A 25413-nucleotide genomic window follows, 5' to 3' on the forward strand; every position below is an offset into this window, starting at 1 on the left:
CGGCGGGCGCGGACTCACAGAGTCCGCGCTACATTACCATTGGCACGGCCAGCCCCTGGAAATCGGGATGAGCCTGGTCTTTCGCCGAAATGAGCAAGGGCTGAAAAGGCCAGCGGATGCCAATAGCGGGGTCGTCCCAGCGCAGGCCGCGCTCGGCCCCGGGCGTGTACTTGGCCGACACCTGGTAGCACACGTCGGTGTTGTCTTCGAGGGTGAGGAAGCCGTGGGCGAAGCGGCCGGGCACGAATAGCATCCGGTAGTTATTGGCGTTCAGCTCCACTCCTATCCACTTGCCGAAGGTGGGCGACTCCTCGCGCAGGTCCACTATCACGTCCAGAATCGCGCCCCGGGTGCAGCGCACCAGCTTGGTTTCCTCGTAGGGAGGCAACTGGTAGTGCATGCCGCGCAGTGTGCCCCGGCGCGGGTTGAAGGACAGGTTGGCCTGCTGCGGCGGCATGGCAATGCCGTGGGCGGCAAACTCGTCTTCGCACCAAGAGCGGGCAAAAAAGCCGCGCTCATCGCTCAGCCGGTCCACGTCGATAATGAAGGCCCCTGCAAGGGCAGTTTCGGTAAATTTCATCGCATTAAGGGTAAGGTTGAAGGGTTGATTTTTGGCGGCTGGGTATTGGTTTAACGTCTGTCATCCTGAGCTTGCGAAGGACCTTATCACGGCTGCGCCGATTGAATTACTGCGAGCTTTTCTTCGTTGATAAGGTCCTTCGCAAGCTCAGGATGACAGTCGAAGCTCAGACTACCACAAGCTCCGGCCGGTACAGCGGCACGGCCGCTTTGGCCGGGCCAGCAGCCCAGGTCAGGTCCTCGGTCAGCTCATCCTGCTCGCGCAGGGCGGCCAGCACGCGCAGCCGCATCAGCCGGGAGGCGCGGAAATTGGGGTCGCGGAAGCCCATTTCCAGCAGCTTGCGCTGGAGCTCACTGATGGTATCGGCCAGGGTGTGAATGGGCTGGCAGTCGGGCGCGAGGCGACGGAACAGGCTGAAGTCGACGCGATACGAGCGCAGGTCGGGCGCGGCGTCGGGGTTGAGGCGCACCTGGGTGCCGGGGATGGCGGCGGCCACAGCTTCGGCCAGCTCGCGCACGCGGTAGTTCCAGTTGTTGGCCCCGGCGTTCACGGCCACGAAGGCCCCGCCGTTGCTGGCCTCGCGCGTCACGGCCCAGCCGATGGCGCGGGCCATGTCCAGCACATGAATGAGGGGCCGCCAGGGCGTGCCGTCGCTCAGGATGCTGATTTCGCGGGTGGCCACCGCGCCGGCCACGAAGTCGTTCAGCACCAGGTCGAGGCGCAGGCGGTCGCTCCAGCCGCAGGCTGTGGCGAAGCGCAGGCAGGTCACCCGGAAGTTCGCATCGGCCAGCGGAGCCAGGTCGCGCTCACTGCTCACCTTGGAGCGGGCGTAGGCCGTGAGCGGATTCAGGGTGGAGGTTTCGGTTTTGGCGTCCTCGCCGCCCAGCCCATACATGCTGCATGAGCTGGCAAACACGAAGCTTTTCACGCCGTAGGTTTTGGCGCGCTTGGCCAGCGCGATGCCGGCGCGGTAGTTCACGTCCATCGTCACGCCCTCGTAGGCCGTGCCCATGGGGTCGTTGGAGATGGCGGCCAGGTGCACTACGGCATCCACGCCGGCCAGCAGGCCCGAGGGCAGCGTCCGCACGTCGCCAAACACCTGGCGGTCGAGCCGCGACTCGGGCAGGCGCGTGGCCCCGGTGAGGCAATGGGCGAAAAATCCCATGTCGTAGCCAATCAGCTCCGCGTTGGGGTACGTCTGTCGGAGGTGGCGCACCACGCCGGGCCCCACGTAGCCCATGTTGCCGGTGATGAGTATGCGGGAGGGTTTCATAGGAGATTCCATTAGAAGTGAGGTTTATACAGCCATCAATCAACCAGAATGCCATGCCGGGCGCGCCAACTCATTGCGGCCGTGGGAAGGGGCTCCGTTCTATCTCAGCGGAGCTGCGGCAATGCGCCAGCGGCGCTCGGCAAGGCGTTCGGGGTGGTTGTTTTCAGTCGCTGGGCATAAGTTTGGTAGTGGCCGCGCGGCCGCGCCCGGCCGGCGCGGCCAGCGGCGTAGTCAGGATGGTTTCGAGTTCGGGCACTGTCACGGGAGCGGCGGGAATCTGGTCCCAGAGCTTCCATTCGGCCTTGCCAGCCTGCCAGAGTTCCTCCAGCATGTTGCGGTCGCGCAGCGTGTCCATGGGCTGCCAGAAGCCGGCGTGGCGGTAGGCGGCCAGCTGCCCGGCGGCGGCCAGGCGCTCCAGCGGGGCCTTTTCCCACACCGTCTGGTCGTGGTCGAGGTAGTCGAAAATACCCGGCTCCAGCACGAAAAAGCCGCCGTTAATCCAGGGCGTTTCGCCGCCCTCGGGCTTCTCCATGAAGTTGCTCACGTGGCTGTCGCCGTCGCTCAGGTTGAACACCCCGAAGCGGCCCGGCTGCCGCACCGCCGTGAGGGTGGCCAATACGCCCTGCGAACGGTGGTATTCGATGCTGGCCGCGATGTCGACGTTGCTCACGCCGTCGCCGTAAGTCAGGCAAAACGTCTCGTTGTCAAGGTATTTCTGCACGCGGCGCAGGCGGCCACCGGTCATGGTTTCCAGGCCGGTGTCCACCAGCGTCACGGTCCAGGGCTCGGCGTTGTTGCGGTGAATCTGCATCTCGTTGCGGTCCATCCGGAAGGTCACGTCCGAGTTCAGCAGGAAATAATCGGAGAAATACTGCTTAATCATGTGGCCCTTGTAGCCGCAGCAAATCACGAAATCGGTGATGCCGTGGTGGGCATAAATCTTCATGATGTGCCACAGAATAGGCTTGCCGCCGATTTCGACCATGGGCTTGGGCCGTACGCCGCTTTCCTCGCTGATTCGGGTGCCGTAGCCGCCCGCTAGTATCACTGCTTTCATGTGAAAAAAGGTTGGGATGAAATCGACTAAAAAGCGGCCCATTCAGGCCACGGCCGGCAGCCAGCCGGCCAGGTTTTCGAGCGTGGCGCGGGCCATCAGGTACACGAAGCGGGTGTTGGTGACGAAGTAGCGGCGGGCCAGGCGGCGCGGCTCCTGCCACAGCCGGAAGGCCCATTCCAGCCACAGCTTGCGGGCCCACGCCGGCAGGCGCGGCTCCATTCCGGCATACACCCGGAAGGCCTGCCCCACCCCCAGCATGCACGCCCCAATGCGCCCCTGGTGGGCCGCCATCCAGCGCTCCTGGCGCGGGCAGCCCAGCGCCACAAACAGCAAGTCCGGGTCGGCCGCGTTGATGGCCGCCACCTCGTCGGCGTCCTCCTCAGCCGTGAGCGGGCGGAACGGCGGCGCATATGCCCCCACCACCCGCAGCGCGGGCAATTCCCAGCGCGCCCGCCACACCATGGCCTGCAAAACGTCATCGGTAGTGCCGTAGAAGTACACCGACTGGCCCCGCTCGGCGGCGTGGCGCAGCAGCTCAGGCAGCAGGTCCATGCCCGCCATGCGCTCCTGCGCCGGCCCCCGAAACCAGCGCACCGCCGCCGCCACCGGGCTACCATCGGGCGCGGCTACGGCGGCATTGTTCACAATCTGCCGGAACTCGGCGTTGCGCTCGGCTTCCACCAGCATGTGCACGTTGGCAAAGCACACGTAGGCCGAGGTGCGCGCCGCGCCCAATTCCAGAATGGTATCGACGAAATCAGCGGTGCGCCCCGTCGAGATGTTGGCGTGCAAGACAGCGTGTTTGGGTAGCATGGTGGGTTTGGTTGGTGGATTGGTGGGCTGAACTCAGAACGGTCATGCTGAGCGTAGTCGAAGCATCTCTACCGCTTCGTTGAGTCGGCATTGATTACTGAGTGCGGTAGAGATGCTTCGACTGCGCTCAGCATGACGTTCTACTAATCAGCGTGACTGTTCTAACTGCTTCGTTCTAGTCACTCAATAGGCATTCTCCTCGCCGCGCACCATGTTCCGCACGGTTTTGCCGATGATTTGCAAATCGAGCCCGAACGACCAGTTCTGCACGTATTTCAGGTCGTATTCCACGCGCTTTTCCATGGCGTTGGGGGCGCGGGTTTCGCCCCGGAAGCCGTTCACCTGCGCATAGCCCGTGATGCCGGGTGTCACGGCGTGGCGCAGCTGGTAGGTGCGGCCGCGCTTGGAGTATTCCTCCAGCTGCGACACCATGTTGGGCCGCGGCCCCACCACCGACATATGCCCCAGCAGCACGTTGAAGAACTGCGGCAGCTCGTCCAGATTGTACTTGCGCAGGTACTTGCCCACCCGCGTTACCCGGGGGTCGGCCTTGGTGGCTTGCAGCTCGGTCTGGCGGTGGTCGGCGCGCATGGTGCGCAGCTTGTAGCACGGAAACAGCTTGTTACGCTTGCCCGGCCGCATCTGCTTAAAGAACACCGGCCCCGGCGAATCGAGCTTAATGAGCACCGCCAGTACCGGCAGAATGATGGGAAACAGCCCCAGAATCACGAACAGCGAAAACCCCAGGTCGAACGCCCGTTTCAGCACCTGATTGGTGCGGAAACCCAGCGGCTCCTGTCGCACCATGAGGATGGGCAGGTGGTCGTGGAAATACACGCCCACATCCTTGCCCACCGTGCCCTGGTAGTCGGGCACGATGCGGAAGGCCAGGAAATGGTCCTCCGCGAAGCGCGACAGCTCCTCAATCAAATCGTGCCTGTCCAGCGGCAGCGCGTAGTAGATTTCGTCCACCGGCGTGCTCAGGCAGTAGTTCATCAGGTCCGTCACGGCGCCGCGCCGCAGGCCGCGCAGGTTGGTGGGAAGCGCCTCATCGGCAAAAAAGCCCTTGAACTGGTACGCGCCCGAATCATCGGCCGTGAGGGCGTGGTACAACTCCTGCCCGCTCTGGCTGGCCCCCACTATCACAAAGCGGTTGTGGGCCTGGGCGAAGTACCGCAGCCAGGCGCGGTAGCTAAACGTGACCGCAAAGCGGCCCACCACCACGGCCGCCACCGCAAAGCCGTAAATGGCCGCCAGGTAGCGCGTCGAGAGGTAATTGATGCGCAGCGCCACCACCGTGCCCACCACCAGCACGCCGTGCAGCAGAAAGGCTTTCAGCAGGTGCCGCAGCTTCTCGCCATACGAAATGCGCCGGTCGAGCCGGTACACGTTGGCATACTGCCGCGAGAGCAGCCACCACAGCAGCGCAAACGTGATGATGAAAAAGGGCGTTTCGCCCTTCATCGACCACGAGTGCCACACCACAAACTCGGCCATATGGAAGGCCAGCCAGATAAGGCCCCCGTCCACAGCCATCAGAATAAAACGGGAAGTATCCGAGTATCGCACATAGCGCTCCATAGCTCAGGAAGTAACAAGTTGCTTACTGCATCCCGCAAGCATCTGCCGCGGGATGAATACAGGAGTAAGTTATGCACTTAATATTTAATTATCAATATTTAATATGATTAAATATTTGTTGAGTTATTTTGTTTACTGAAATAATCACAAGCATTACAACTGAATTACAAGACATTAAAGTTTTAAATATTCATTATTTAATATATTAAATAATGCGCCAATTCTGTTCTATTATTCTCCTATCAGCCTGTGGTTGTGCTATGCACGCCCGTCCTCAGTAATCGTCATGGTCGCTGGCGGGCCATGGTTGGCGCTGGGTTTGCCGCACCATCTCTGCCATATAGTATACCCCGCAGTATATCGTCTTTTTTGAATCAAATTAATATGCAATATGTAATATAAAAAATTATATGTATATTTGAAAACATTCACATTATAAGTACTTGTAGCTCTTCTACTATACCCACAGTATGCAGCAGTCTGGCTTACTTCGTGCCCCACTGGCTGTCGATGGCTATCCGCGCCACCACTGCCAGCGCCGCTGGCAGCCATCAACGGCCTTTTTTGGGCAAGTCTCCCGTTCGTATTTCTTACAGCCGCCGCCGCGGTCTCAGTTGCTTCCCCATCATGGGCTTGTATCACCTTCTATACCAGAGCCTGGCCCTGGCCAGCTTCAGCCTGTCGGAACTGCTGGAGCTGCTGCAGAAATCCCGTGCGTACAACGCTGCCCGGGGCATCACCGGCATTCTGCTGCACGCCCCCAACGGCCAGTTCCTGCAGCTATTGGAAGGCGAAAAGGGGGCCGTGCAGCACCTCTACTACCACCGCATTGCCGCCGACCCGCGCCACGAGCACCTCGTGGTGCTCAGCGAAGGCCCCAGCACCACGCCCATGTTCCCGGACTGGAGCATGAGTTTTCGCTCGGGCACGGGGCCGCTGGCGCTGCCGGGCTACCTGGCCCCCAGCGCGGCCTACTTCCGCGTGAGCAACCTGCCCCAGGCCCCGCCCGAACTCAAGCGCCTGCTCCTGGACTTCACGGCGGGCTACGACGACAGCCCCCTAGCCGAAAGCATGATTGGCAGCCGGCGCTAAGCAGCGCGAACTGTTAGTTCGCGCTGCTTAGCGCCGTTAAAATCGTTCGGGTGTCGTTCGGAGGCGCGAACTAACAGTTCGCGCTACGTGCCCACCGGCCAAAAAAAACACCGCCCGGCCAAAGTGGCCGGGCGGTGCAGCATGCCCAGGAAGGAAGTTGGTGTGCTTAGCGCGAGAACACCGAGGTGTACACCGAGCCTTTGCCGGTAGCGCCTTCCGAATGGGTGAGGCGCAGCGTGTTATCCGTCAGCTCGGCCACGGCGAAGCGGCGGGTGCGGTCGGCTTGCGTGAGGATGAGCGAGTCGGCCGAAGCCGTCAGACGCCAAGTGCCGCTCACGGGCTCGGCGGTTTGCTTGCCGGCGCGGGGGCCGCGCAGCAGCGTGTAGGTGCCGTCCGACTTATATACGGCGCTCTGCACCAGCATAGAAGGTTTGGCTTGGGCAAACAGGTCGGAGGTAGCAGCGGGGGCCGTGCCTTCGCCGGGCGTGCTCACGGTGAGGCCGGTCTGGCGCCAGGTGCCGGTTGTGAGCAAGTCCGGTTTGGCCAGCGTCGACGCAGCGGAGGAAGATGAAGGAGAGCTATTTACTTTCTCAAGCTCTTTTTCGCAGGAGGCGAGGGTCAGCGCGGCAAAGGCCACACCCAGGTACAGGGGCATTTTTTTCATGCAAACAACTTTTGAGGTTTACGCCGCTCCGATGAGGGAGCCTGCATAGTGAAACATATAGTTATTTAATGGGCAAGCATTTGAATTCAGCAGCTGGACTATATCCGATACTTGGGAGCCTAACTTTTCCCGTTTTGTTTTGGTTCAGCCATTCGCGGAAAAAGACTATTATTAGAATTTTCTATTTGTAAAATTACATTGCATAATCTTGTATAAAAACACTCTATTGCAGCATATTACAAATATAAAACCCAGCAATTCGGCAATTCAGCCCTAATTGGGTTTACTTCGATATTGGTTTTGTTTTAAATCAATTTTTCCTATTGAACAGCTACCGGAATAGTTTCACCGGGAGCATGTAGCATGCACCGGACAGGATATGCCCTCAAGGTGCGGCGGCACCGGCCGGTTGCGGGGCTCGGCCAGGCATTGTTCGGCACCGCCCCAATGGCCCGCTATTCACAGCAGGCCACTATTTTTTCCTCAAAAAAACTTATTATCAAAAACAACAAATGAATATCCAAAGATATTATTATATTTAAGCCACATTTCTCCACTTCACTGCGATGGTCAATCCTTACATACCCTCTCCACTCGTTGGGACTACGCCCCCGGTCCTCGCACCGGGCCAGCTACTGCCCATGTTCAGCACGTTTGTGCACCCCAGCGCAGCCCGGCGCGTGGGCAAAGTTTTGGCCAGCACCTATTTGAGCGAGGGCAAGCTGGTACAGGAATTTGAAGCCCGGCTGAGTGCCGAGCTGGGCATGCGCCACCCGGCGGCCCTCAACTCGGGCACCAGCGCCCTGCACCTGGCCCTGGAGTGTGCCGGCATAGGGGCCGGCGACGAGGTGATTCTAGCCCCGCAAACCTTCATCGCCACCGCCCTGACGGTGGTGCAGGTGGGGGCCAAACCCGTATTTGCCGATATCCAGTACGAAACCGGCAACATTGACCCGGCCGACATCGAGCACCGCATCACGCCGCACACCAAGGCCATTATGGCGGTGCATTGGGGCGGCTACCCCTGCGATTTGGCCGAGATTCAGGCCATTGCCGATAAGCATGGGCTGATGGTGATTGAGGACGCCGCCCACAGCCCCGGGGCCAGCTACCGGGGCCAGGCCATCGGGGCCATTTCGGACTTCACCTGCTTCTCGTTTCAGGCCATCAAGCACCTCACCACCGGCGATGGCGGCGCGCTGTGTGCCCGCTCGCCGGAAATGGCCCGCGAGGTATTCCGGCGGCGCTGGTTTGGCATCGACCGGGCCAGCTCGCCGGTGAACGAACTGGGCGAGCGCGAATACGACCTCACCGACGTGGGCTACAAGTACCACCTTTCCGACTACGCTGCCGCCCTCGGGCTGGCCAACCTCAATGGCTTTGGCGAGCGCATGACGGCGCGGCGCGCCCGCGTACAGCAATACCGCGACGGCCTGCGCCAGGTGCCCGGCCTCACGCACTTCATACATCAGCCCGACCGCGAAAGCGCCCACTGGCTGTTCGGTTTCCACGTCGAAAACCGGCTGGAATTCATCCGGGCGCTGCGGGCGAAGGGCGTGGCCTCGTCGGTCGTGCACGATGGCATCGACCACAACGCCTTGTTCGGCGGCAAGCGCCCCGACCTGACCCGGCAGCGGCGCTTCGACGAAACCCAGATTCACGTGCCCCTGCACGATGCTTTGAGCACCGAGCAGGTGGCCTACATCGTGGACGTAATCAAGCAAGGATGGTGAGCGCGGCCATGAAAGTCGTTTTGTTTGGCCACACTGGCTTTGCCGGCCGCAACATGGCCCGCGAGCTGTGCCAGCGCGGCGTGGCCTACGTGGGCGCGTCGCTCAGCACCGGCCTCGACCTGCGCGATGCCGATGCCACGGCCGCGTTTCTGCGCGCCCACCGCCCCACGCACATCGTGAACTGCGCGGCCCACGTGGGCAGCCTCAACTACGTGACCGAGCAGGCCGCCACCGTGATTGCCGACAACTCGCGCATGATTCTGGGCATGTATGAGGCCGTGGCCCGCGAATGCCCCGAGGCCTTGGTAGTCAACCCCATTGCCAACTGCGCCTACCCGGCCGATGCCGACATCTTTGAGGAAAGCGGCTGGTGGAACGGCCACCTGCACCGCTCCGTGCTGAGCTACGGGGCCAGCCGCCGCCTGCTGTGGGCCACCGCCGAATGCTTCGAGATGCAATACGGCGTGCGCAGCATCCACCTGCTCACGCCCAACATGTACGGCCCCTACGACTCGACCGACCCCAACAAAGCTCACGCACTCAACGCGTTGATTTCGAAGTTTGTAAAAGCCGAGAACCTGGGCCAGCCCGAGCTTTCGATTTGGGGCACGGGCCTGCCCATCCGCGAGTGGCTCTACGCTTCCGACTTTGCCCGCCTTGTCTGGGAAGTGCTCCAGAACCCCGACCGCCCCGGCCTCGACCAGCCCACCAACCTGGCCCAGAACGACGGCCTGAGCGTGCGCGAGCTGGTGGGCATCATCCAAACCAAGTTCGGTTACCACGGCCAGCTCCGCTGGGATGCCAGCAAGCCCGACGGTGCCCCCAAAAAGGTGATGGACAACGCCAAATTCCGCCAGGTATTCCCGCTGTTCCGCTTCACCGATTTCCAGGACGGCATCGCCGAAACCATCAAATACTACGAGTCGGTGTTTCCGTACTGAACTGCCTTTTAAATGGCGGTTCGGTCATCCTGAGCCTGCGAAGGACCTTACCACGGCAGGAGAATTTGTTCTGACGTGATAAGGTCCTTCGCAGGCTCAGGATGACAAATATTGAACGACCGGCGAACCAAACAATTGCAACACTTGTATAAATGAACAATTGTTCATAAGTTTGCATTCGATGATGACTCCCGCCGCCCCTGCTGTCGACATGAACCTCTCTGTTGAGAAAATGGAAAAGGTGGCCTTCATTCTCAAAACCACGGCGCATCCCACGCGCATCGCCGTGGTGCAGCTGCTGGCCAACCACGAAAGCCTGTCGGTTTCCGACATCAGCGAGCGGCTGAACGTGGAGCAAAGCCTCCTCTCCCACCACCTCTCGGGCATGAAGCTGAAAGGCATCCTCAGCAGCACCCGTGACGGCAAAAACATCTACTACGCCCTGAAAATGCGCGAAGTCATCGACGTGATTCAGTGCTTGGCCGCGTGCACTTTTCTATAAGGACAAGGCGTTTTTTTAGCACAATACATGAACAATCATTCATAATTTCATACGTCTACGGTCCCTCATGCTACACTATTTCGGCTATTTCGCCGCCATTTTCATTGGGCTTTCGCTGGGCATTATGGGCGGGGGCGGTTCCATCCTCACGGTGCCCGTGCTGGTGTACCTGATGGGCGTGAGCCCGGTGCTGAGCACAGCCTACTCGCTGTTTGTGGTGGGCAGCACGGCGGTGGTGGGGGCCTCGGGCTACTTCCGCAAAGGTCTGGTGTCGCTGAAAACGGCCGTGGTCTTCCTGATTCCTTCGTTGCTAGCGGTGTTTGCGGTGCGCAAGGTGCTCATGCCGGCCATTCCGCACGAGCTTTTCAGCATCGGGGGCATTGTTTTCACCAAGGACTTGCTGGTGCTGGTGGCTTTTGCGGGGCTGATGGTGGCGGCGGCCGCGTCGATGATTCGCAGCCGGCAGGCCGAAGTGGTGCTGGACGAGGAACTGCACCACCGGCACGCGTTTAATTACCCGCTCATTCTCGGCATTGGGCTGGTGGTGGGCACGCTCACGGGGTTTGTGGGCGCGGGGGGCGGCTTCCTCATTATTCCGGCGCTGGTGCTGGGCGCACGCCTGCCCATGAAACTGGCCGTGGGCACTTCGCTGGCCATCATCGCGCTGAATTCGCTTATCGGCTTCGTGGGGGATTTGAGCGCGGGCACGGCCGTGGCTTGGCCATTTCTGCTGGGGTTTCTGGCTTTTGCGTTGGGCGGAATCGTGCTGGGCACCTATTTGGCGCGCTTCATTCCGGGGGGCCGGCTGAAGCCGGCGTTTGGCTGGTTCACGCTGGCCATGGGCACGTTTATTCTGACTAAAGAGCTGCTTTTTCACCACGTCTAAGGGCTGGTTTTTCACCTGATTCCTCCCTACTCTCTCACCCGCTTTTTCTGTTGCTTGCTATGAAAATCGAACAGTTTGAAGACAAGGGCCTGGCCCATTTTTCCTACGCCATTCTGAGCGAGAGTGCCCGCGAAATCGTCCTCATCGACCCGTCACGCAACCCGCAGCAATACTACGACTACGCGCAGGCCCACGACGCCCGGATTGTCAGCGTTATCGAAACCCACCCGCACGCCGATTTCGTGTCGTCGCACCTGGAAATTGCGCAGCACACCGGCGCCACCATCCGCGTGAGCCAGCTGCTGGGGGCTGATTATGCCCACGAGGGATTTGATGACGGCGATTCCTTCACCATTGGCCAGCTCACCTTCCGCGCCTTGAATACGCCCGGCCATTCGCCCGATTCCATCAGCATCGTGCTCAGCCGCGCGGGGCAGGATGTAGCCGTGTTCACCGGCGATACCCTGTTTATTGGTGATGTGGGCCGGCCCGACCTGCGCGAAAATGCCGGCAACCTGACCGCCAAGCGCGAGGAGCTGGCCCGCCAGATGTACCACTCGCTGCGCGAGAAGCTGATGCCGCTGGCCGATGCCGTGCTGGTGTACCCGGCGCACGGCGCGGGCTCGCTCTGCGGCAAGGCCCTGAGCGGAGCCAACAGCAGCACCATCGGGGCCGAAAAAGCCGGCAACTACGCCCTGCGCCCAATGAGCGAGGCCGATTTCATCAAAGAACTGCTGGCTGACCAGCCCTTCATCCCGAAATATTTCGGCTACGACGTGGCCCTGAACAAAGCCGGCGCGGCCGCCTACGCCCCCAGCGTGGAGCGGGTACCGCGCCTGGCCACCGGCACCAAATTGGAAGCCAGCGCGTTGGTGGTGGATGCGCGTCCCGAAGCCGAGTTCAAAAAAGGCCACTTCACCGGGGCCATCAATATTCAGCAGGGGGGCAAGTTTGAAACGTGGCTGGGCTCCGTAGTGGGCCCGGCCGAGCCGTTCTACCTGGTGGCGGCCGACGCGGCGACGCTGGAAAACCTGATTCAGAAAACCGCCAAAATCGGCTACGAGCCGCTGATTAAGGGCGCGCTGGTGGGCACCCCGGCTACCGATGCCACGCTGCTGACGCTGGATGTGGCGCAGTTCCGCCAGCACCCGGAGCAGTACACCATCGTGGATATCCGCAGCGCGACGGAGCACCGCGACGAACCAATTTTCGAAGGCTCCCTCAGTATTCCGCTGCCGGAGCTGCGTGAGCGAGCCCACGAAATCCCGACCGATAAGCCCGTGCTGGTGCATTGCGCGGGTGGCTACCGCTCGGCGGCGGGCAGCAGCGTGGTGGCAGCGGCCCTACCCGGCGCGCGGGTATTCGATTTGGGCGAGGCCGTAAAGTCGTTCCAAATGGCCGGCGCGGCGCATTAGCCGTACCTTAACCACAATTCAGATTTTAGCATTCATTTTCAAATAATTACCATCATGTTCGAAGTATCAAAAACCGATTCCACTTATAAAAACCTCTCGTCCGAACAGTTTGCCGAAGGCCTGCAGGATGGCCGCGCCGTGCTGCTGGACGTGCGCCGCCGCGAGGAGTTTGCCCAGGGACACCTGCGCGGGGCACGCCACATCGAAGTGACCAGCCCGGACTTTGCCCAGCGCGTGGCCAACCTCGATTCTACCCGACCCACCTACGTGTACTGCCGCAGCGGGGCGCGCTCGGCCACGGCCGCCAAGCAGCTGAAAGCGGCGGGCTTTGGGCAGGTTTTCAACCTGGCTGGCGGTATGCTCGACTGGCCATTCCCGGTGACGCGCTAGTTTGCATGCGCTTCTTTTTTGGGTTGATTTCATTGATTCATGCTTGAACTTTTGCAAAAGCCCTGGCCCTGGTACGTGGCCGGGCCGCTCATTGGGCTGACGGTGCCGGCGCTGCTCCTCGCGGGCAATAAAGCATTGGGCATCAGCTCGTCGCTGCGGCACATCTGTGCCGCTTGTGTGCCGGCGGGCATCCCGTTTTTGAACTACAACTGGCGGGCCGAAAGCTGGAACCTGGTGTTTGTGCTTGGCATTGCGCTGGGCGGCTTCATCGGCTACCGGCTGATGGGCCACCCGGCGGCAGTGGCCATCTCGGCCGAAACCGTGCGGGACCTGAAGGCGCAAATGCACCTCACCGACTTCACCGGCCTGCTCCCGCGCGAGCTGTTCGCCCTCGAAAACCTGGGCAACTGGAAGGGCTGGGTGTTTATGATGCTGGGCGGCTTTCTGGTAGGGTTCGGCACGCGCTATGCGGGTGGTTGCACCTCGGGCCACGCCATTTCGGGCCTTTCGAATCTGCAGTGGGTTTCGTTGGTGGCAGTGGTCGGCTTCTTTGCCGGTGGCCTGGTGATGACCTGGCTGATTTATCCGCTGCTGTTTTAATGCGTTGTGATGAAATACTTCCTGGTGCTGGGCACGCTGTTCGGCATTATTCTTACCAAAAGCGAGGTCATCAGCTGGTTTCGGATTCAGGAAATGTTCCGGTTCCAGGCGTTTCACATGTACGGCGTTATCGGCTCGGCCATTGTGGTGGGGCTGGTTTCGATTCAGATTATCAAGCGCAACCGCCTCAAAAGCCTCAGCGGCGAGCCCATCGTCATCGCCGACAAGCAGTTCAACCACGGCGTCTGGATTGGCGGCTTCATTTTTGGGCTGGGCTGGGCCATCACCGGGGCCTGCCCCGGCCCGCTGTTTGCGCAGCTGGGCAGCGGCGTGGGTGCGGCGGCGGCAATGATTATAGCTGCCCTGGCCGGCACCTGGACCTACAGCGCCCTGCGCGAAAAGCTGCCCCATTGAGCGAAGCTGAAAGTGCGGCAGAAGTACCCTGACTTGGTCGCAAAACCATCTGAAAATCAAAACTCGTCTTCCGGATGAATACTCCGCAGCTCGGTTTGCGCGAAAACTGGCGGCAGTTTGGCCTGCTGGTGCTCGTCAACGCCTTTGTGGGCGGCATGGTGGGGCTGGAGCGCAGCATCCTGCCCCGGCTGGCCGAGCAGGAGTTCCACCTGGTGGCGCGCTCGGCCATTCTCTCGTTCATCGTCGTTTTTGGCCTCACCAAGGCTGTGGCTAACTACTACGCCGGGGCCTGGGCTAATACGATTGGGCGCAAAAACCTGCTGGTCATTGGCTGGCTCTTCGGGCTGCCCGTGCCGCTGCTGCTGCTTTGGGCGCCGGGCTGGGGCTGGGTTATCTTCGCCAACGTGCTGCTGGGCCTCAACCAAGGGCTGGCCTGGTCGAGCACGGTGGTGATGAAAATTGACTTGGTGGGCCCCAAGCAACGCGGCCTGGCCATGGGCCTGAATGAGTCGGCGGGCTACCTGGCCGTGGCGGCCACGGCCTTCGCCTCGGGCTGGCTGGCCACCGAATACGGCTTGCGGCCCTACCCTTTCTACCTCGGCATTGGGCTGACGGTGTTGGGGCTGCTGGGTTCGCTGCTGGTGCGCGACACGCGTCCCCACGCCGCTCTGGAAGCCGCCCTGGCCCCGTCCACGCCGGCCAGCCCGCCGCTTTCGTTCTGGGACGTAACGTGGCGGCACCCGAATCTAGGTTCCGTGACGCAGGCCGGGCTGGTGAATAACCTCAACGACGGTATGGTGTGGGGCCTGCTGCCGATGCTGCTGGCCAGCAAAGGCTTTTCGCTGACGCAGATTGGCACGGTGGCGGCGGTGTACCCGGCCGTGTGGGGCTTGGGCCAGCTGCTCACCGGCCCGCTTGCCGACCGGCTCTGCAAGAAAGACCTGCTCTTTTGGGGTATGCTGCTGCAAGGCGCGGTGCTGCTGGCCATGCTCTTCACCAATGCCTACCCGGTATTCCTGCTGCTGGCGGCGCTGTTGGGCGCGGGCACGGCGCTGGTGTACCCCACATTTCTGGCCGCCGTGGCCGAGTATGCGCCGGCTCCGCAACGGGCGCGTAGCGTGGGCATCTTCCGCTTCTGGCGCGACGCGGGCTACGCCATCGGGGCACTGCTCACCGGCCTGCTGGCCGATGCTTTTGGCTTGAGGGCGGCGCTGGCCGCTATTGGCGGGCTCACGGTGCTGTCGGCACTCATCATCCAGCGGCGGATGTACTGCCTGCCACTAGCTACGGCACCGGGCGCTACGGGCACCTGCGCCCGGCCCGCGCCGGTGCGGTCCCATACGCGCTGGCGAATGGCTAGTGCTTCTGCGGCCGTATCGGTGCCAGGAAGATGCGGCCTGAACCTTTCGGCCTGACGGCCAATGCCCTCAACCAACCTAATCCATTGAAGCAGCTTGAATTGGCTGAGGCGGGGACTTTTTTGCCCCGCATCCACGTAGTAAGGGCCATTGCTTCTTAATTAGCCTATGCAAAACACCTTTCGGCATTTCCGTTTTCCGATACTCGCCTTATCCCTCCTGCTGGCTGCCTGCCAGCGCGAAACCGTAGCCCCCGCGCCCACCGGCCCCGGCGCTACGGCCCAAAACCTGCCTGAGCACCTCACCCTCGGCAATCCCAGCGGGGCCACCACCGACCTCGCGCAGCCCACCAACTACCTGCTGATGAAACCCCAATATGCCCTCAGCTACCACCGCGACCGGGGCATTCCCAACTGGGTGAGCTGGCACCTGAGCGCCGACTGGCGCGGCAGCGCCGCCCGGCAGGACGACTTCCGTGCCGATGATACCCTGCCTACCGGCTGGTACCAGGTGCAGGCCACCAGCTACACCGGCTCGGGCTTCGACCGCGGCCACAACTGCCCCAGCGCCGACCGCACCAGCTCCGTGGCCGACAACTCGGCCACCTTCCTCATGACCAACATGATGCCCCAGGCCCCGCGCAACAACCAGCAGACCTGGGCCAACCTGGAGGACTACTCCCGCACCTTGCTCGGTACCGACAACGAAGTCTACATCATCTGCGGAAGCTACGGGCGCGGCGGCACGGGCACCAACGGCTACGCCACCTCCCTCGACCAGGGCCGCGTGACGGTGCCGGCCCGCTGCTGGAAAGTCGTCGTGGTCCTTCCCACCGGCACCAACGACGCGGCCCGCGTCAGCACCAGCACCCGCGTTATCGCCATCGATACGCCCAACGATAACTCCATCAGCACAACCTGGGGCAGCTACCGCACTAGCGTCGACGCCATCGAAACCGCTACCGGTCTCGACCTGCTTTCGGCCGTGCCCACGGCCATTCAGCAGGTCATTGAAGCGCGCATCGACACCGGCCCCACTAACTGAGGGGAGCTTTTTTATTTCGACTTCCAAAACCAAAACGAGCGGGCCAGATGGTCCGCTCGTTTTGGTTTCGAGGAGCAAAAACCTAAGAAAAACGGCTAACGCGGCGGCTCATTTAGCAAGCGCTGCAAGTCGAACAGGCGGCGCTCTACTTGGGTCAGCAGGTCGGCAGGCACGGGGATTTGCACCCCGTGGCGGGTGAAAAGGTAGCGCACCAACGCCGTGAGTTCGCGGAGCTCTTCCTGAAGCTGAGTGCGTAGCCGCTCCCACTCCCCGGCACCACCGGGCGGCTGGGCCAGGCAGGCGTGCCGCACGGCAATGGTCTGGCTGACCACGGCCGCCAAGTGGTCGAGCACCTGTTGCTCATCGGCGCTGAAGGTGCGCGGCTGGCGGTCGATGATGCAGAGGGTGCCGAGCAGGCGCTGGTCGGGCAGGCGCAATGGGGCTCCGGCGTAGAAGCGTAGCTCGTTGTCTTGGGCGGCGCGGGCGGCTTCGGGCGTGATGGTCGCGCTGCTTTCGAGCACCAGGTCGTGATACACCACCGCGCGGGCCTGCTGGATGGCGCTGGAACACAGCGCTTCGACGCGGGGCTGCTGGTCGTTGCCGGGCATGCCGTGGTTGGCGGGGTAATACACGTCGTCTTCCTCCACCAGGGCAATGAGGGAGATGGGCAGGCTGAATACCTGCGCGGTGAGGGCCACGAACTCATCAAACAACGGCTCGGCGAGGGTCGGCAGCACATCGTAGGCACGGATGCTTTGCAGCCGCTCGGGTTCGTCGGCGGGCAACAAAGAGGGAGGAGTGGCGGGCATGGGCACAGGGCGTAGGGAAAGGCTACAAACATAAGCCCCGCAGCCCGGTAGCGCGCCAAGAGTAAAAACGGACGTTGGTTCTATGCTTTAATGGGCAGTTCGTCTTTGTTCCTTCCAATTCCCCATCTGTGATGCTATAGCCTTCAATAGCCGTTGGGCTGAATTAAAAACACACCCTAAGCTGAGCTTAGACGCAAAAATGCCCGCCGGTTAGGGCGGGCATTCTCGGTATTGGCGCTCCCTCCTGGGCTCGAACCAGGGACCCTCTGATTAACAGTCAGATGCTCTAACCGGCTGAGCTAAGGAAGCTTTTTTCTAGTCCGAAACCCGGTTGCTGTTGTTTCGGAGTGCAAATCTACAACGGGCTTTTGAAGATACACAAGCTTCAATCCGTTTTTTTTCAAAAAAATCTGCGGCCGCTTAATTCGTAATGCTGAGAATATTGCCTTGCAGACTGGTACTGTACTGTTTAAGTGGCCGGGGCGTGGGGCCGCCCGTTATTTGGCCCTGCAAATCAAATTGTGAATTGCAGCACGAATCACGCATAAAGAGCCGTGACCGGTCTAAGCTGACCGTGGCGCAGGCATCGTACGGGCGGTAAGGGCAGTTGCGCTCGAAGGCCAGATACGTACTAGCATTTTGGCGCACCACGATTACGCCCTTCACGCCACCGGTGCCGGCCGGGCCTTTCACGGGCAACGTCACTGCACCGTTGTTGGCGCGTAGGTTCACGTACTCCTGGTTGGTGAGCACCAAGCTCAGGTTAACCGGAGCATAGGGAATGAGTGGCTGGTCGTCGTTTTTGGAGCCGCACGCTGCAACACCCAGCAGCAAGCACAATGTGAGGAATAGCGGGAGGCGCTGCATAGTGGGTTGGAATAGATGCGTGGCTCACTAAGCGTTTGCGGGGACACAAAATTCCCGGCGCCCCGCTCGCCACCAACGCAAACCGGACGCGCTTATTTCTTAAACAGCGAATTGACGAACGTGTGGCGGTCGAACAATTGCAAGTCAGTCATCTTCTCCCCTACCCCGATGTAGCGCACCGGGATGCTGAACTGGTCCGAGATGCCGATGACCACGCCGCCGCGCGCCGTGCCGTCGAGCTTGGTGATGGCCAGGGCCGTGACTTCGGTGGCTTTGGTGAACTCCTTGGCTTGTAGGAAGGCATTCTGGCCGGTGCTGCCGTCCAGCACCAGTAGTACTTCGTGCGGGGCATCAGGAATCATCTTTTGCATTACGCGCTTGATTTTGCTCAGCTCGTTCATCAGGTTCACCTTGTTGTGCAGGCGGCCGGCGGTGTCGATGATGATGACGTCGGCCCCCATTTCCACGCCTTTTTGCACGGCATCGAAAGCTACGGCAGCGGGGTCGGTGTTCATGCCGTGGCTCACCACGGGCACACCCACGCGTTGGCCCCAGATGATGAGTTGGTCGACGGCCGCAGCGCGGAAGGTATCGGCTGCGCCCAGCACCACCTTTTTGCCGGCGGAGTGGAAGCGGTGGGCCAGCTTGCCGATGGTCGTGGTCTTGCCCACGCCGTTCACGCCCACCACCATGATGACGAAGGGCTGGCCGGTGCTGCCAGCGCGGTCCAGCACAGCCGTGGAGCCGGACTTATTATCCTCCAGCAGGCCCACTATTTCCTCGCGCAGGATGCGGTCGAGTTCGCCGGTGCTCACGTACTTGTCGCGGGCCACGCGGGCCTCGATACGGTCGATGACCTTCACCGTGGTTTCGATGCCCACATCGGCGTGCACGAGCAGGGTTTCCAGGTCGTCGAGCACCGACTCGTCCACGGTGCTTTTGCCCACCACGGCCTTGCTCAGCTGGTCAAAAAAGTTGGTTTTGGTCTTTTCCAGGCCGGCATCGAGCGAGGCTTGCTGGGCAGGAGTTTCCTTGTCCTTTTTAAAAAAATCGAAGAGGCCCATGAGGGGAGGGAGGATAATGGGGCGGGGAAATACCCCTACACGCAAAAAGTCCCACGAAGGTGGGACTTTTTAAACTTTTACAAAGCCGAAGCCGGCGGGCAACTATTTGTTGCCGGTAGCCAGGTACTCCTGCACTTTGTCGAGCAGCACCATTTCCTCGCGGAAGGTGTAAGCACCGGTTTTCTCCGATTTAACGGCACGAATTACTTTCGCCCAGTTCTTGGCGTTCTCAACGGTTTTCAGCGTTGCTACTACTTTCTTAGCCATTGTTCAGGTTATTTAATTTCCTTGTGAACGGTCATTTTCCGCATAATCGGGTTGAATTTCTTCAGCTCGATGCGCTCAGGGGTGTTCTTGCGGTTCTTGGTGGTGATGTAGCGCGAGGTGCCCGGCAGGCCCGAGGTTTTATGCTCGGTGCACTCCATGATAACCTGCACCCGGTTTCCTTTCTTGGCCATCTCGACGGGGGTGTATGTGTTTTAAAATTTAGGACTGCAAAGGTACGGGGATTTTTGGAAACAGCAAAGGACTGAGCCGCAACTTTCAGTTGGAGAAGCAGAACGGGAGAAATGATTGCTGAAGAACGTCATGCAGAGCGCAGCGAAGCATCTTTACCGCAGTAGTAAATCCCATCGAAAGGATTAGTAACTACGGTAAAGATGCTTCGCTGCGCTCTGCATGACGTTCAATAAAATGCGGAGTCCGACGGATTGCCAACTACTTCAAATCCGGCAGTTTAAAGCCTTCCAGGGCGCTGGGTTCGGCCATTAGCTTCTCGATATCGGCCACGGTACGGGGCGCTTCGGCCGACAAATTTTCGTAGCCAGTGGCGGTAATCAGGGCATCGTCTTCGATGCGGACGCCGATGTTCCACCACTTGGGGTCGCAGGGCGAGCCGGCGGGGATGTAGATGCCGGGCTCCACGGTTATGACGTTGCCGGCTTGCAGCGGGCCGTAGCTGCCGCTGTCGTGCACGTCGAGGCCGAGGTAGTGGCTGGCTCCGTGGGGGTAGTATTTGCGGAATTCTTCCTTCTTTTTGATGATGCCGAGCTTTTGGAGGCCGGCGGCTACTACCTCTTGCGTGGCTTTGTTGGGCGCGTCGAAGTTGGCACCGGGGCGGCAGGCGGCAAAACCGGCTTCCTGGGCGGCCAGCACCAGCTCGTAAATCTGGCGTTGGGCGGGGCTGAAGGTGCCGGAAGGCGGCGCGGTGCGGGTGACGTCGGCGGAATAGCCGTGGTATTCGGCCCCGCAGTCCATGAGCACGAGGTCGTTGTCGAGGCGCTGGCGGTCGTTGGTTTCGTAGTGCAGGATGCAGCCGTTGGCCCCGCCGCCCACGATGCTGGGGTAGCCCTGGAACTCGGCCCCGTAGCGGCGGTACACGTATTCGTGCAGGCCCTGCACGTCCATTTCGCCCATGTCGGGGCGCAGCAGCTTCATCACTTCGCGCTGGCCCTGGGCGCTGATGCGGATGGCGCGGCGCAGCAAGGCCAGTTCCTCGGGGGTTTTGATTGCGCGCAGGTCGCCGAGTTTTTCGCCCAATGTGGCATCGTCGAAGCGGCCGGGCGGGTTGGCGTCGATGGCGGCTTGGCGGGCGGCATCGGTGGTGGCGGCCAGGTAGGCGCGGATGAGCGGCGTGGTGCCGAGCGCGGGCGTTTCTTTCACCTGACTGCTCAGGTATTCGGTCACGCGCCTGGCGTTGCGGATGCCGTTGCGGCGGATGAGGTTGTTGAACTCGGTAACGGCTGGGTTGTAATCGGCGGGCACAGCGGCTTGCTGGCGGAAAGTCGCCACGAGGCTGTGTAAATCGGCCGGGTTGGAGAAGTCGTCGCGGGTATCGGCAGGCAGGCCGGGGACCAGGATTTTATCAAAATCGGTCCACTTGATGCCGGCGGCGGAAAAGTCTTTGTTGTCGGCGGCGTATTGCAGGGCCAGTTGGCCTTTAGCACCGGCAGCGCCCAGGCGGCGGCCGGTCCAGGACTCGCGGGCGGGGTCGCGGGGTTGGGTGAAGAGGGCTTCCGTCACGCCGGGCTGGCCGCCCACGGTGCGCGGCTCCTTGAAGAGGAGCAGCACGGCATCGGGCTCTTCGTAGCCGGTGAGGTAGTGGAAATCGGGGTTTTGGTGGTAGATGTAGTCCACATCGTTGGCCCGGTTGCGGACGGGCGCGGCGAACACTACGGCCACGCTATTGGACGGCATTTGGGCCCGCAGCAGCTCGCGCCGCTGCTTGTGGAAGGCGGGCGAGAGGAAATCGGTGGGCCGGGCGGGGGCCGGATTGTTGGTCAGCGGCTCGGGGATGGACGTGGGGGCCTGGGCCGTGGCTGTAAAGCTTAGCAGCCCCAGCAAACCGGCAAAAACCACGGAAGAAGCTTGTGGCCACGGCCGGGGCAACAGGAAACGGGAAGAGAACCGGAGCAGCATAAGCGTCAGGGTTTGGACGAACAATCAGACTACCAGCCAAGGTAGCCGCCAACAGACAAAGCCAGCGCCGATACAGTTGCCTCGAAAGGCAAGCGTATCGGCGCTGGCTTTGAAAATTTGAAGCGAAAAGCCGGCTATTTCAGCCAACTACCCGCCGCAACATCACTATTACTAGTAAACGATGAAGCCCTGCTCCTTGGCCTTCTTCAGGACCGACATGATGCCGTTCTTGTTGATGGTGCGGATGGTGGAGGTAGCAACTTTCAGGGTCACCCAAGCATCCTGCTCGGGGATGTAGAAGCGCTTTTTCTGCAGGTTCGGATAGAACTTGCGCTTAGTCTTGTTGTTAGCGTGCGAAACGTTGTTACCAACGCGGGTACGCTTGCCGGTCAAATCACAAACACGGGCCATGATATCGGAGGGTTAAATTATTTACAAAGCAGGGAAACGGGCCGCAAATATCGGCAAAAGTCTGGCATTCACCAAACACCCCGCCCTTATTTCCGGTCGGATGCGCCCTGAGCGCCTGGTTTGGGCCGAAATTTCCAGGGACAGTGGCGGCAGCCGCTCTGGCAGCAGCTGCCCCGGCGGCGGTGGTACTGCTCGGTGAAGACGAGGTAGCCTTCGGGCGTGTAGTAAAAATCGCCGGGCTGGAGCGGCTGGGGAACGGGAGCGGGCATCGGTGAATCAAAGTTAGGGCCGGTGGCGTTCAATGGCCGGGGTGTCGTACCTTGTGCTATTGAAATTTGCTATTCATTCTATGAAAATGCCTACTGGTTTCGCATTGTCACTTGTGGCTGGGGCCGCTTTGTTGCTTACGTTCCCTACTGTTGCTCAGGCCCCCACGCCGGTGGTATTGACGGCCGCCACGGCTCCGGCGGGGGTGCGCCCGGCACTGGCCCGCGACGAAACCGCGCTGGCTGACCCGGTGCGCGAGGCTTTGCGCACGCTGCCCCAGGCCAAGAAGAAATTCCTGGCCGGCCTGCCCATCGGCGACCAGTTTTTGCTATCGGTGCGGGTGATTGCGACGGATACTAGCTTCCGGCAGGCCTCGGCGCGGGTGCTGGGCTGGCACGGCAACACGGTTCAGGCACTGCTGCTGCCCGAAACCACCACCGCCTCTACTACTCCGGCCGAACCCACGCCGGTGACTTTCCCCGAAACCGCCGTGGTGGACTGGACGCTGCTACGGGCCAGTGGCCGCGAAGAAGGCAACTACGTGGGGCGCTATACTGACACGGCGCATCAGGTGGAGGGCATGCGGCTGCGCTAAGGCAGCGCGGCGGGCGGGGCGAAAATCCGTAATTTCGGGCCTCATCAACTCCCGCCCTTGCCATGTCCGCCACCACCTCCCCCACCGCCACGTCCAGCCGCGCCGCCGAGCTCATGCAGCTCGAAGACCAGTACGGCGCCCATAACTACCACCCGCTGCCTGTGGTCCTGAACCGCGGCGAAGGTCCGCTGCTGTGGGACGTGGACGGCAAGCAGTATTTCGATTTTCTCTCTGCCTATTCGGCGGTAAACCAAGGGCATTGCCACCCGCATATCATCGGGGCGCTCACAAAGCAGGCACAGCAGCTTACGCTCACGTCGCGGGCATTTTTTAATGACCAGCTGGGCGCGGCGGAAAAGCAGCTTTGCGAGCTATTTGGCTATGACAAGGCGCTGCTGATGAATTCCGGGGCCGAGGCCGTGGAAACCGCGCTGAAACTGGCCCGCAAATGGGGCTACCAGGAGAAAGGCATTGCGCCGAACATGGCCCGCATTATCGTGGCCGAGCACAACTTCCACGGACGTACCACGGGCATCATTTCCTTCAGCACCGATGGCGATAGCACGGGCGGTTTCGGGCCGTATATGCCGGGCTATCAGGTGGTGCCGTACGATGATTTGGCGGCGCTGGAAGAGGCGGTGAAGGAGCCGCACGTTTGCGCGTTTCTGGTAGAGCCCATCCAGGGCGAGGCGGGCGTGATGGTGCCTTCAGAAGGGTATTTGAAACAGGCGGCGGCTATTTGCCAGGCGCACAACGTGCTGTTTATCGCCGATGAAATTCAGACCGGGCTGGGCCGCACGGGCCGGATGCTGGCTTGTGACTACGAGGGCGTCGACCCTGACATTCTCATTCTGGGCAAGGCCCTGAGCGGGGGCGTGATGCCCGTATCGGCGGTGCTGGCGAATGACATTATCATGCTCACCATTCAGCCGGGGCAGCACGGCTCCACGTTTGGCGGCAACCCGCTGGCCTGCGCCGTGATGCGCGCCGCGCTGGATGTGCTGACCGAAGAAAAGCTGGCCGAAAAGGCGTTTAAGCTGGGCGAAATCTTCCGCGAGCGGATGCGCCAGGTGCAGGCCCAGCGCCCTGAAACGGTGGATTTGGTGCGCGGCAAAGGCCTGCTGAATGCGGTGGTGATTATTCCCGCCGAAGACGGCCGCACCGCCTGGGACGTGTGCGTGACGCTGATGGAGCGCGGCGTGCTGGCCAAGCCCACGCACGGCGACATCATCCGTTTTGCCCCGCCGCTGGTGATTACGGAGGCGCAGCTGCACGCGGCCTGCGATGTGATTGAGGCGGTGATTCTGGCATTTTAAAGCCCAATCTGTCATCCTGAGTGCAGCGAAGGACCTTCTCACGTTTGAGCAATTTGTTCGGGCGTGACAAGGTCCTTCGCTGCACTCAGGATGACAGACTTTTTCTTTGCCTCATGTCCAACGCTAACCTGTCTTACTGGGAGCACCAATCCTTCTTCGGACCGGCTGAAGTCGCCATCATCGGCGCGGGCTTGGTGGGGCTCACGGCGGCTATCTACCTAAAACAGCAGCGACCTAACTGGCACGTGGTGGTGCTGGAGCGTGGCTCGCTGCCCAGCGGCGCATCGACTAAAAATGCCGGATTTGCGTGCTTTGGGTCGATTTCGGAATTAATCGAGCAGGAAAAGCGCGGCGACTTGCAGGCAGTGGTGGCCGCCCGCTGGGCCGGGCTGGCGCGGCTGCGTGAGCTATTGGGCGATGCCGCGCTGCATTACCAGCCGGTGGGCGGCTACGAGCTTTTTCGGCACGAAGAAGCCGGGCTGGCGGCCAAGTGCCGGGATAAAATCGACTACTTCAATACGCTGCTGGCCCCGGTCACTGGGCACGCCCGCACCTTCCGCGATGCCAGCGGGGAGGCCGGACAGTTTGGTTTCGGGGGCGTGAGGACTTTGCTCAAAAATGAGCACGAAGGCAGCCTCGATGCCGGCCGCATGATGCGCGCCTTGCTGGCCCGCGCCTGGGCCGCCGATGTGCCGGTGCTCACCAATTGCGCCGTGGAAGATGTGGAAAGCAGCCCCGCTAGCCACCGCCTGCGCTTGGCCAACGGCGCGATTGTGACGGCCAGCCAGGTGCTGCTGGCCACCAATGCCTTCGCCACCGAGCTGCTGCCGGAATTGGCCGTGACGCCCGGCCGCGGCCAGGTGCTGGTGACCGAGCCACTGCCCGGAGTGCACCTGCCCGGCACGTTCCATTACGACCACGGCTATGCCTATTTCCGCCAGCTGGCCGACCACCGGATATTGATCGGCGGCGGGCGTAACCTCGATTTTTCAGGCGAAGAAACCACCGCTCCCGGCCTCACGCCCACGGTGCAGCAATACCTCGAAAAGCTGCTACAAGAGGTGATTCTGCCCAGCCGGCAGCCGCGCATCGACTACCGCTGGAGCGGGGTGATGGGGTTTGGGCCGGCGCTGGCTCCTATCATCGACTGGGTGCGGCCGGGGGTGCTGGCCGCCGTGCGCTGCAACGGCATGGGCGTGGCCCTGGGGGCGGGCATTGGCTGGGAGGCGGCGCAAAAGCTGGCCATCGGGTAGCGGAAATCAGCCAATATTCGTACAGCCCTGCGCAGACCTTATTTCCGGACTCTCACTATGCTTTTTGCTA

At 61.3% G+C, this 25413-nt stretch carries 28 protein-coding genes and 1 tRNA gene; 14 read left to right on the forward strand and 15 right to left on the reverse strand.

Annotated features, from left to right (window positions below):
- Positions 1-28 precede the first annotated feature (28 nt).
- The 5 genes from rfbC to ACYU70_RS14535 all read right to left on the reverse strand — a co-directional run bounded on the left by rfbC (position 29) and on the right by ACYU70_RS14535 (position 5259).
- Positions 29-580 carry a dTDP-4-dehydrorhamnose 3,5-epimerase gene (gene rfbC, locus ACYU70_RS14515; protein ID WP_342298157.1) on the reverse strand — a complete coding sequence of 184 codons (552 nt, stop codon included), beginning with the start codon at positions 578-580 and terminating at the stop codon, positions 29-31.
- A gap of 166 nt (positions 581-746) precedes the next feature.
- Entirely contained in the window at positions 747-1853 is a 1107-nt protein-coding gene (locus tag ACYU70_RS14520) for an NAD-dependent epimerase/dehydratase family protein (protein WP_342298159.1), read from the reverse strand.
- 163 nt (positions 1854-2016) lie between these two features.
- Positions 2017-2910, reverse strand: a complete 894-nt coding sequence (gene rfbF, locus ACYU70_RS14525; RefSeq protein ID WP_342298160.1) for a glucose-1-phosphate cytidylyltransferase — start codon at positions 2908-2910, stop codon at positions 2017-2019.
- Between the two features lie 42 nt (positions 2911-2952).
- On the reverse strand, positions 2953-3723 hold the full coding sequence (locus tag ACYU70_RS14530; RefSeq protein ID WP_342298162.1) for a WecB/TagA/CpsF family glycosyltransferase: 771 nt from the start codon (positions 3721-3723) through the stop codon (positions 2953-2955).
- Between the two features lie 183 nt (positions 3724-3906).
- Positions 3907-5259 (reverse strand): exopolysaccharide biosynthesis polyprenyl glycosylphosphotransferase, encoded by a 1353-nt coding sequence (locus tag ACYU70_RS14535; protein WP_342298163.1) that lies wholly within the window; start codon positions 5257-5259, stop codon positions 3907-3909.
- Positions 5260-5937: 678 nt separating this feature from the next.
- On the opposite strand from ACYU70_RS14535, the gene ACYU70_RS14540 reads away from it, so the two are divergent.
- The gene (locus ACYU70_RS14540; RefSeq protein ID WP_342298164.1) at positions 5938-6396 is read left to right on the forward strand and encodes a BLUF domain-containing protein; all 459 of its coding nucleotides are present in this window, start codon (positions 5938-5940) and stop codon (positions 6394-6396) included.
- 166 nt (positions 6397-6562) lie between these two features.
- Here the strand turns inward: ACYU70_RS14540 and ACYU70_RS14545 are convergent, their stop codons facing one another.
- Positions 6563-7060 (reverse strand): hypothetical protein, encoded by a 498-nt coding sequence (locus ACYU70_RS14545; protein ID WP_342298165.1) that lies wholly within the window; start codon positions 7058-7060, stop codon positions 6563-6565.
- Between the two features lie 566 nt (positions 7061-7626).
- Between ACYU70_RS14545 and ACYU70_RS14550 the strand changes: the two genes are divergently transcribed.
- The 10 genes from ACYU70_RS14550 (at position 7627) to ACYU70_RS14595 (ending at position 16343) form a co-directional block, all read left to right on the forward strand.
- Positions 7627-8793: a DegT/DnrJ/EryC1/StrS family aminotransferase gene (locus ACYU70_RS14550; protein WP_342298167.1), complete on the forward strand. Its 1167-nt coding sequence runs from the start codon at positions 7627-7629 to the stop codon at positions 8791-8793.
- 8 nt (positions 8794-8801) lie between these two features.
- The gene (locus ACYU70_RS14555) at positions 8802-9734 is read left to right on the forward strand and encodes an NAD-dependent epimerase/dehydratase family protein (protein WP_342298169.1); all 933 of its coding nucleotides are present in this window, start codon (positions 8802-8804) and stop codon (positions 9732-9734) included.
- A gap of 181 nt (positions 9735-9915) precedes the next feature.
- Complete coding sequence (locus tag ACYU70_RS14560) at positions 9916-10236, forward strand: ArsR/SmtB family transcription factor (protein WP_342298171.1); 321 nt, start codon at positions 9916-9918, stop codon at positions 10234-10236.
- Between the two features lie 67 nt (positions 10237-10303).
- Positions 10304-11122: a sulfite exporter TauE/SafE family protein gene (locus tag ACYU70_RS14565; RefSeq protein WP_342298173.1), complete on the forward strand. Its 819-nt coding sequence runs from the start codon at positions 10304-10306 to the stop codon at positions 11120-11122.
- Between the two features lie 59 nt (positions 11123-11181).
- A complete protein-coding gene (locus ACYU70_RS14570) occupies positions 11182-12537 on the forward strand; it encodes a rhodanese-like domain-containing protein (RefSeq protein ID WP_342298174.1) in 1356 nt (451 codons plus the stop codon).
- A gap of 54 nt (positions 12538-12591) precedes the next feature.
- Positions 12592-12927: a rhodanese-like domain-containing protein gene (locus ACYU70_RS14575; protein WP_342298175.1), complete on the forward strand. Its 336-nt coding sequence runs from the start codon at positions 12592-12594 to the stop codon at positions 12925-12927.
- Positions 12928-12966: 39 nt separating this feature from the next.
- Positions 12967-13527 carry a YeeE/YedE family protein gene (locus ACYU70_RS14580; RefSeq protein WP_342298177.1) on the forward strand — a complete coding sequence of 187 codons (561 nt, stop codon included), beginning with the start codon at positions 12967-12969 and terminating at the stop codon, positions 13525-13527.
- 9 nt (positions 13528-13536) lie between these two features.
- Positions 13537-13941 (forward strand): DUF6691 family protein, encoded by a 405-nt coding sequence (locus tag ACYU70_RS14585; protein ID WP_342298179.1) that lies wholly within the window; start codon positions 13537-13539, stop codon positions 13939-13941.
- A 74-nt stretch (positions 13942-14015) separates the two neighbouring features.
- Positions 14016-15356, forward strand: coding sequence for an MFS transporter (locus ACYU70_RS14590; RefSeq protein ID WP_342298181.1), 1341 nt, complete (start codon positions 14016-14018; stop codon positions 15354-15356).
- 111 nt (positions 15357-15467) lie between these two features.
- Complete coding sequence (locus ACYU70_RS14595; RefSeq protein ID WP_342298183.1) at positions 15468-16343, forward strand: DNA/RNA non-specific endonuclease; 876 nt, start codon at positions 15468-15470, stop codon at positions 16341-16343.
- 95 nt (positions 16344-16438) lie between these two features.
- Here the strand turns inward: ACYU70_RS14595 and ACYU70_RS14600 are convergent, their stop codons facing one another.
- The 9 genes from ACYU70_RS14600 to ACYU70_RS14640 all read right to left on the reverse strand — a co-directional run bounded on the left by ACYU70_RS14600 (position 16439) and on the right by ACYU70_RS14640 (position 22181).
- Positions 16439-17152 (reverse strand): GAF domain-containing protein, encoded by a 714-nt coding sequence (locus ACYU70_RS14600; RefSeq protein WP_342298185.1) that lies wholly within the window; start codon positions 17150-17152, stop codon positions 16439-16441.
- A gap of 232 nt (positions 17153-17384) precedes the next feature.
- Positions 17385-17461 (reverse strand) — tRNA-Asn (locus ACYU70_RS14605).
- Positions 17462-17572: 111 nt separating this feature from the next.
- Positions 17573-18019 (reverse strand): hypothetical protein, encoded by a 447-nt coding sequence (locus ACYU70_RS14610; RefSeq protein ID WP_342298187.1) that lies wholly within the window; start codon positions 18017-18019, stop codon positions 17573-17575.
- A 92-nt stretch (positions 18020-18111) separates the two neighbouring features.
- The gene (ftsY, locus tag ACYU70_RS14615) at positions 18112-19083 is read right to left on the reverse strand and encodes a signal recognition particle-docking protein FtsY (protein ID WP_342298189.1); all 972 of its coding nucleotides are present in this window, start codon (positions 19081-19083) and stop codon (positions 18112-18114) included.
- Positions 19084-19185: 102 nt separating this feature from the next.
- Positions 19186-19350 (reverse strand): DUF4295 domain-containing protein, encoded by a 165-nt coding sequence (locus ACYU70_RS14620; RefSeq protein ID WP_210514038.1) that lies wholly within the window; start codon positions 19348-19350, stop codon positions 19186-19188.
- 8 nt (positions 19351-19358) lie between these two features.
- A complete protein-coding gene (gene rpmG / locus ACYU70_RS14625) occupies positions 19359-19541 on the reverse strand; it encodes a 50S ribosomal protein L33 (RefSeq protein WP_168674975.1) in 183 nt (60 codons plus the stop codon).
- Positions 19542-19800: 259 nt separating this feature from the next.
- Positions 19801-21501, reverse strand: a complete 1701-nt coding sequence (locus ACYU70_RS14630) for an aminopeptidase P N-terminal domain-containing protein (protein ID WP_342298190.1) — start codon at positions 21499-21501, stop codon at positions 19801-19803.
- A gap of 171 nt (positions 21502-21672) precedes the next feature.
- Positions 21673-21912 carry a 50S ribosomal protein L28 gene (gene rpmB / locus ACYU70_RS14635; protein ID WP_044003635.1) on the reverse strand — a complete coding sequence of 80 codons (240 nt, stop codon included), beginning with the start codon at positions 21910-21912 and terminating at the stop codon, positions 21673-21675.
- 86 nt (positions 21913-21998) lie between these two features.
- Positions 21999-22181 (reverse strand): DUF5522 domain-containing protein, encoded by a 183-nt coding sequence (locus tag ACYU70_RS14640; RefSeq protein WP_342298193.1) that lies wholly within the window; start codon positions 22179-22181, stop codon positions 21999-22001.
- An 80-nt stretch (positions 22182-22261) separates the two neighbouring features.
- Here ACYU70_RS14640 and ACYU70_RS14645 point away from each other — a divergent pair, with 80 nt between their 5' ends.
- The 3 genes from ACYU70_RS14645 (at position 22262) to ACYU70_RS14655 (ending at position 25343) form a co-directional block, all read left to right on the forward strand.
- Positions 22262-22774 carry a hypothetical protein gene (locus tag ACYU70_RS14645; protein WP_342298195.1) on the forward strand — a complete coding sequence of 171 codons (513 nt, stop codon included), beginning with the start codon at positions 22262-22264 and terminating at the stop codon, positions 22772-22774.
- 62 nt (positions 22775-22836) lie between these two features.
- On the forward strand, positions 22837-24090 hold the full coding sequence (gene rocD / locus ACYU70_RS14650; RefSeq protein ID WP_342298196.1) for an ornithine--oxo-acid transaminase: 1254 nt from the start codon (positions 22837-22839) through the stop codon (positions 24088-24090).
- A gap of 113 nt (positions 24091-24203) precedes the next feature.
- The gene (locus tag ACYU70_RS14655; protein ID WP_342298197.1) at positions 24204-25343 is read left to right on the forward strand and encodes an NAD(P)/FAD-dependent oxidoreductase; all 1140 of its coding nucleotides are present in this window, start codon (positions 24204-24206) and stop codon (positions 25341-25343) included.
- Positions 25344-25413 lie beyond the last annotated feature (70 nt).

The sequence above is a fragment of the Hymenobacter segetis genome (genome assembly GCF_054776495.1).

Excerpts from the sequence above, each read along its gene's own strand:
- rfbC (WP_342298157.1), bottom strand. The coding sequence starts at position 580 with ATGAAATTTACCGAAACTGCCCTTGCAGGGGCCTTCATTATCGACGTG.
- ACYU70_RS14520 (WP_342298159.1), bottom strand. The coding sequence starts at position 1,853 with ATGAAACCCTCCCGCATACTCATCACCGGCAACATGGGCTACGTGGGG.
- rfbF (WP_342298160.1), bottom strand. The coding sequence starts at position 2,910 with ATGAAAGCAGTGATACTAGCGGGCGGCTACGGCACCCGAATCAGCGAG.
- ACYU70_RS14530 (WP_342298162.1), bottom strand. The coding sequence starts at position 3,723 with ATGCTACCCAAACACGCTGTCTTGCACGCCAACATCTCGACGGGGCGC.
- ACYU70_RS14535 (WP_342298163.1), bottom strand. The coding sequence starts at position 5,259 with ATGGCTGTGGACGGGGGCCTTATCTGGCTGGCCTTCCATATGGCCGAG.
- ACYU70_RS14545 (WP_342298165.1), bottom strand. The coding sequence starts at position 7,060 with ATGAAAAAAATGCCCCTGTACCTGGGTGTGGCCTTTGCCGCGCTGACC.
- ACYU70_RS14550 (WP_342298167.1), top strand. The coding sequence starts at position 7,627 with ATGGTCAATCCTTACATACCCTCTCCACTCGTTGGGACTACGCCCCCG.
- ACYU70_RS14555 (WP_342298169.1), top strand. The coding sequence starts at position 8,802 with ATGAAAGTCGTTTTGTTTGGCCACACTGGCTTTGCCGGCCGCAACATG.
- ACYU70_RS14560 (WP_342298171.1), top strand. The coding sequence starts at position 9,916 with ATGATGACTCCCGCCGCCCCTGCTGTCGACATGAACCTCTCTGTTGAG.
- ACYU70_RS14565 (WP_342298173.1), top strand. The coding sequence starts at position 10,304 with ATGCTACACTATTTCGGCTATTTCGCCGCCATTTTCATTGGGCTTTCG.
- ACYU70_RS14570 (WP_342298174.1), top strand. The coding sequence starts at position 11,182 with ATGAAAATCGAACAGTTTGAAGACAAGGGCCTGGCCCATTTTTCCTAC.
- ACYU70_RS14575 (WP_342298175.1), top strand. The coding sequence starts at position 12,592 with ATGTTCGAAGTATCAAAAACCGATTCCACTTATAAAAACCTCTCGTCC.
- ACYU70_RS14580 (WP_342298177.1), top strand. The coding sequence starts at position 12,967 with ATGCTTGAACTTTTGCAAAAGCCCTGGCCCTGGTACGTGGCCGGGCCG.
- ACYU70_RS14585 (WP_342298179.1), top strand. The coding sequence starts at position 13,537 with ATGAAATACTTCCTGGTGCTGGGCACGCTGTTCGGCATTATTCTTACC.
- ACYU70_RS14590 (WP_342298181.1), top strand. The coding sequence starts at position 14,016 with ATGAATACTCCGCAGCTCGGTTTGCGCGAAAACTGGCGGCAGTTTGGC.
- ACYU70_RS14595 (WP_342298183.1), top strand. The coding sequence starts at position 15,468 with ATGCAAAACACCTTTCGGCATTTCCGTTTTCCGATACTCGCCTTATCC.
- ACYU70_RS14600 (WP_342298185.1), bottom strand. The coding sequence starts at position 17,152 with ATGCCCGCCACTCCTCCCTCTTTGTTGCCCGCCGACGAACCCGAGCGG.
- ACYU70_RS14610 (WP_342298187.1), bottom strand. The coding sequence starts at position 18,019 with ATGCAGCGCCTCCCGCTATTCCTCACATTGTGCTTGCTGCTGGGTGTT.
- ftsY (WP_342298189.1), bottom strand. The coding sequence starts at position 19,083 with ATGGGCCTCTTCGATTTTTTTAAAAAGGACAAGGAAACTCCTGCCCAG.
- ACYU70_RS14620 (WP_210514038.1), bottom strand. The coding sequence starts at position 19,350 with ATGGCTAAGAAAGTAGTAGCAACGCTGAAAACCGTTGAGAACGCCAAG.
- rpmG (WP_168674975.1), bottom strand. The coding sequence starts at position 19,541 with ATGGCCAAGAAAGGAAACCGGGTGCAGGTTATCATGGAGTGCACCGAG.
- ACYU70_RS14630 (WP_342298190.1), bottom strand. The coding sequence starts at position 21,501 with ATGCTGCTCCGGTTCTCTTCCCGTTTCCTGTTGCCCCGGCCGTGGCCA.
- rpmB (WP_044003635.1), bottom strand. The coding sequence starts at position 21,912 with ATGGCCCGTGTTTGTGATTTGACCGGCAAGCGTACCCGCGTTGGTAAC.
- ACYU70_RS14640 (WP_342298193.1), bottom strand. The coding sequence starts at position 22,181 with ATGCCCGCTCCCGTTCCCCAGCCGCTCCAGCCCGGCGATTTTTACTAC.
- ACYU70_RS14645 (WP_342298195.1), top strand. The coding sequence starts at position 22,262 with ATGAAAATGCCTACTGGTTTCGCATTGTCACTTGTGGCTGGGGCCGCT.
- rocD (WP_342298196.1), top strand. The coding sequence starts at position 22,837 with ATGTCCGCCACCACCTCCCCCACCGCCACGTCCAGCCGCGCCGCCGAG.
- ACYU70_RS14655 (WP_342298197.1), top strand. The coding sequence starts at position 24,204 with ATGTCCAACGCTAACCTGTCTTACTGGGAGCACCAATCCTTCTTCGGA.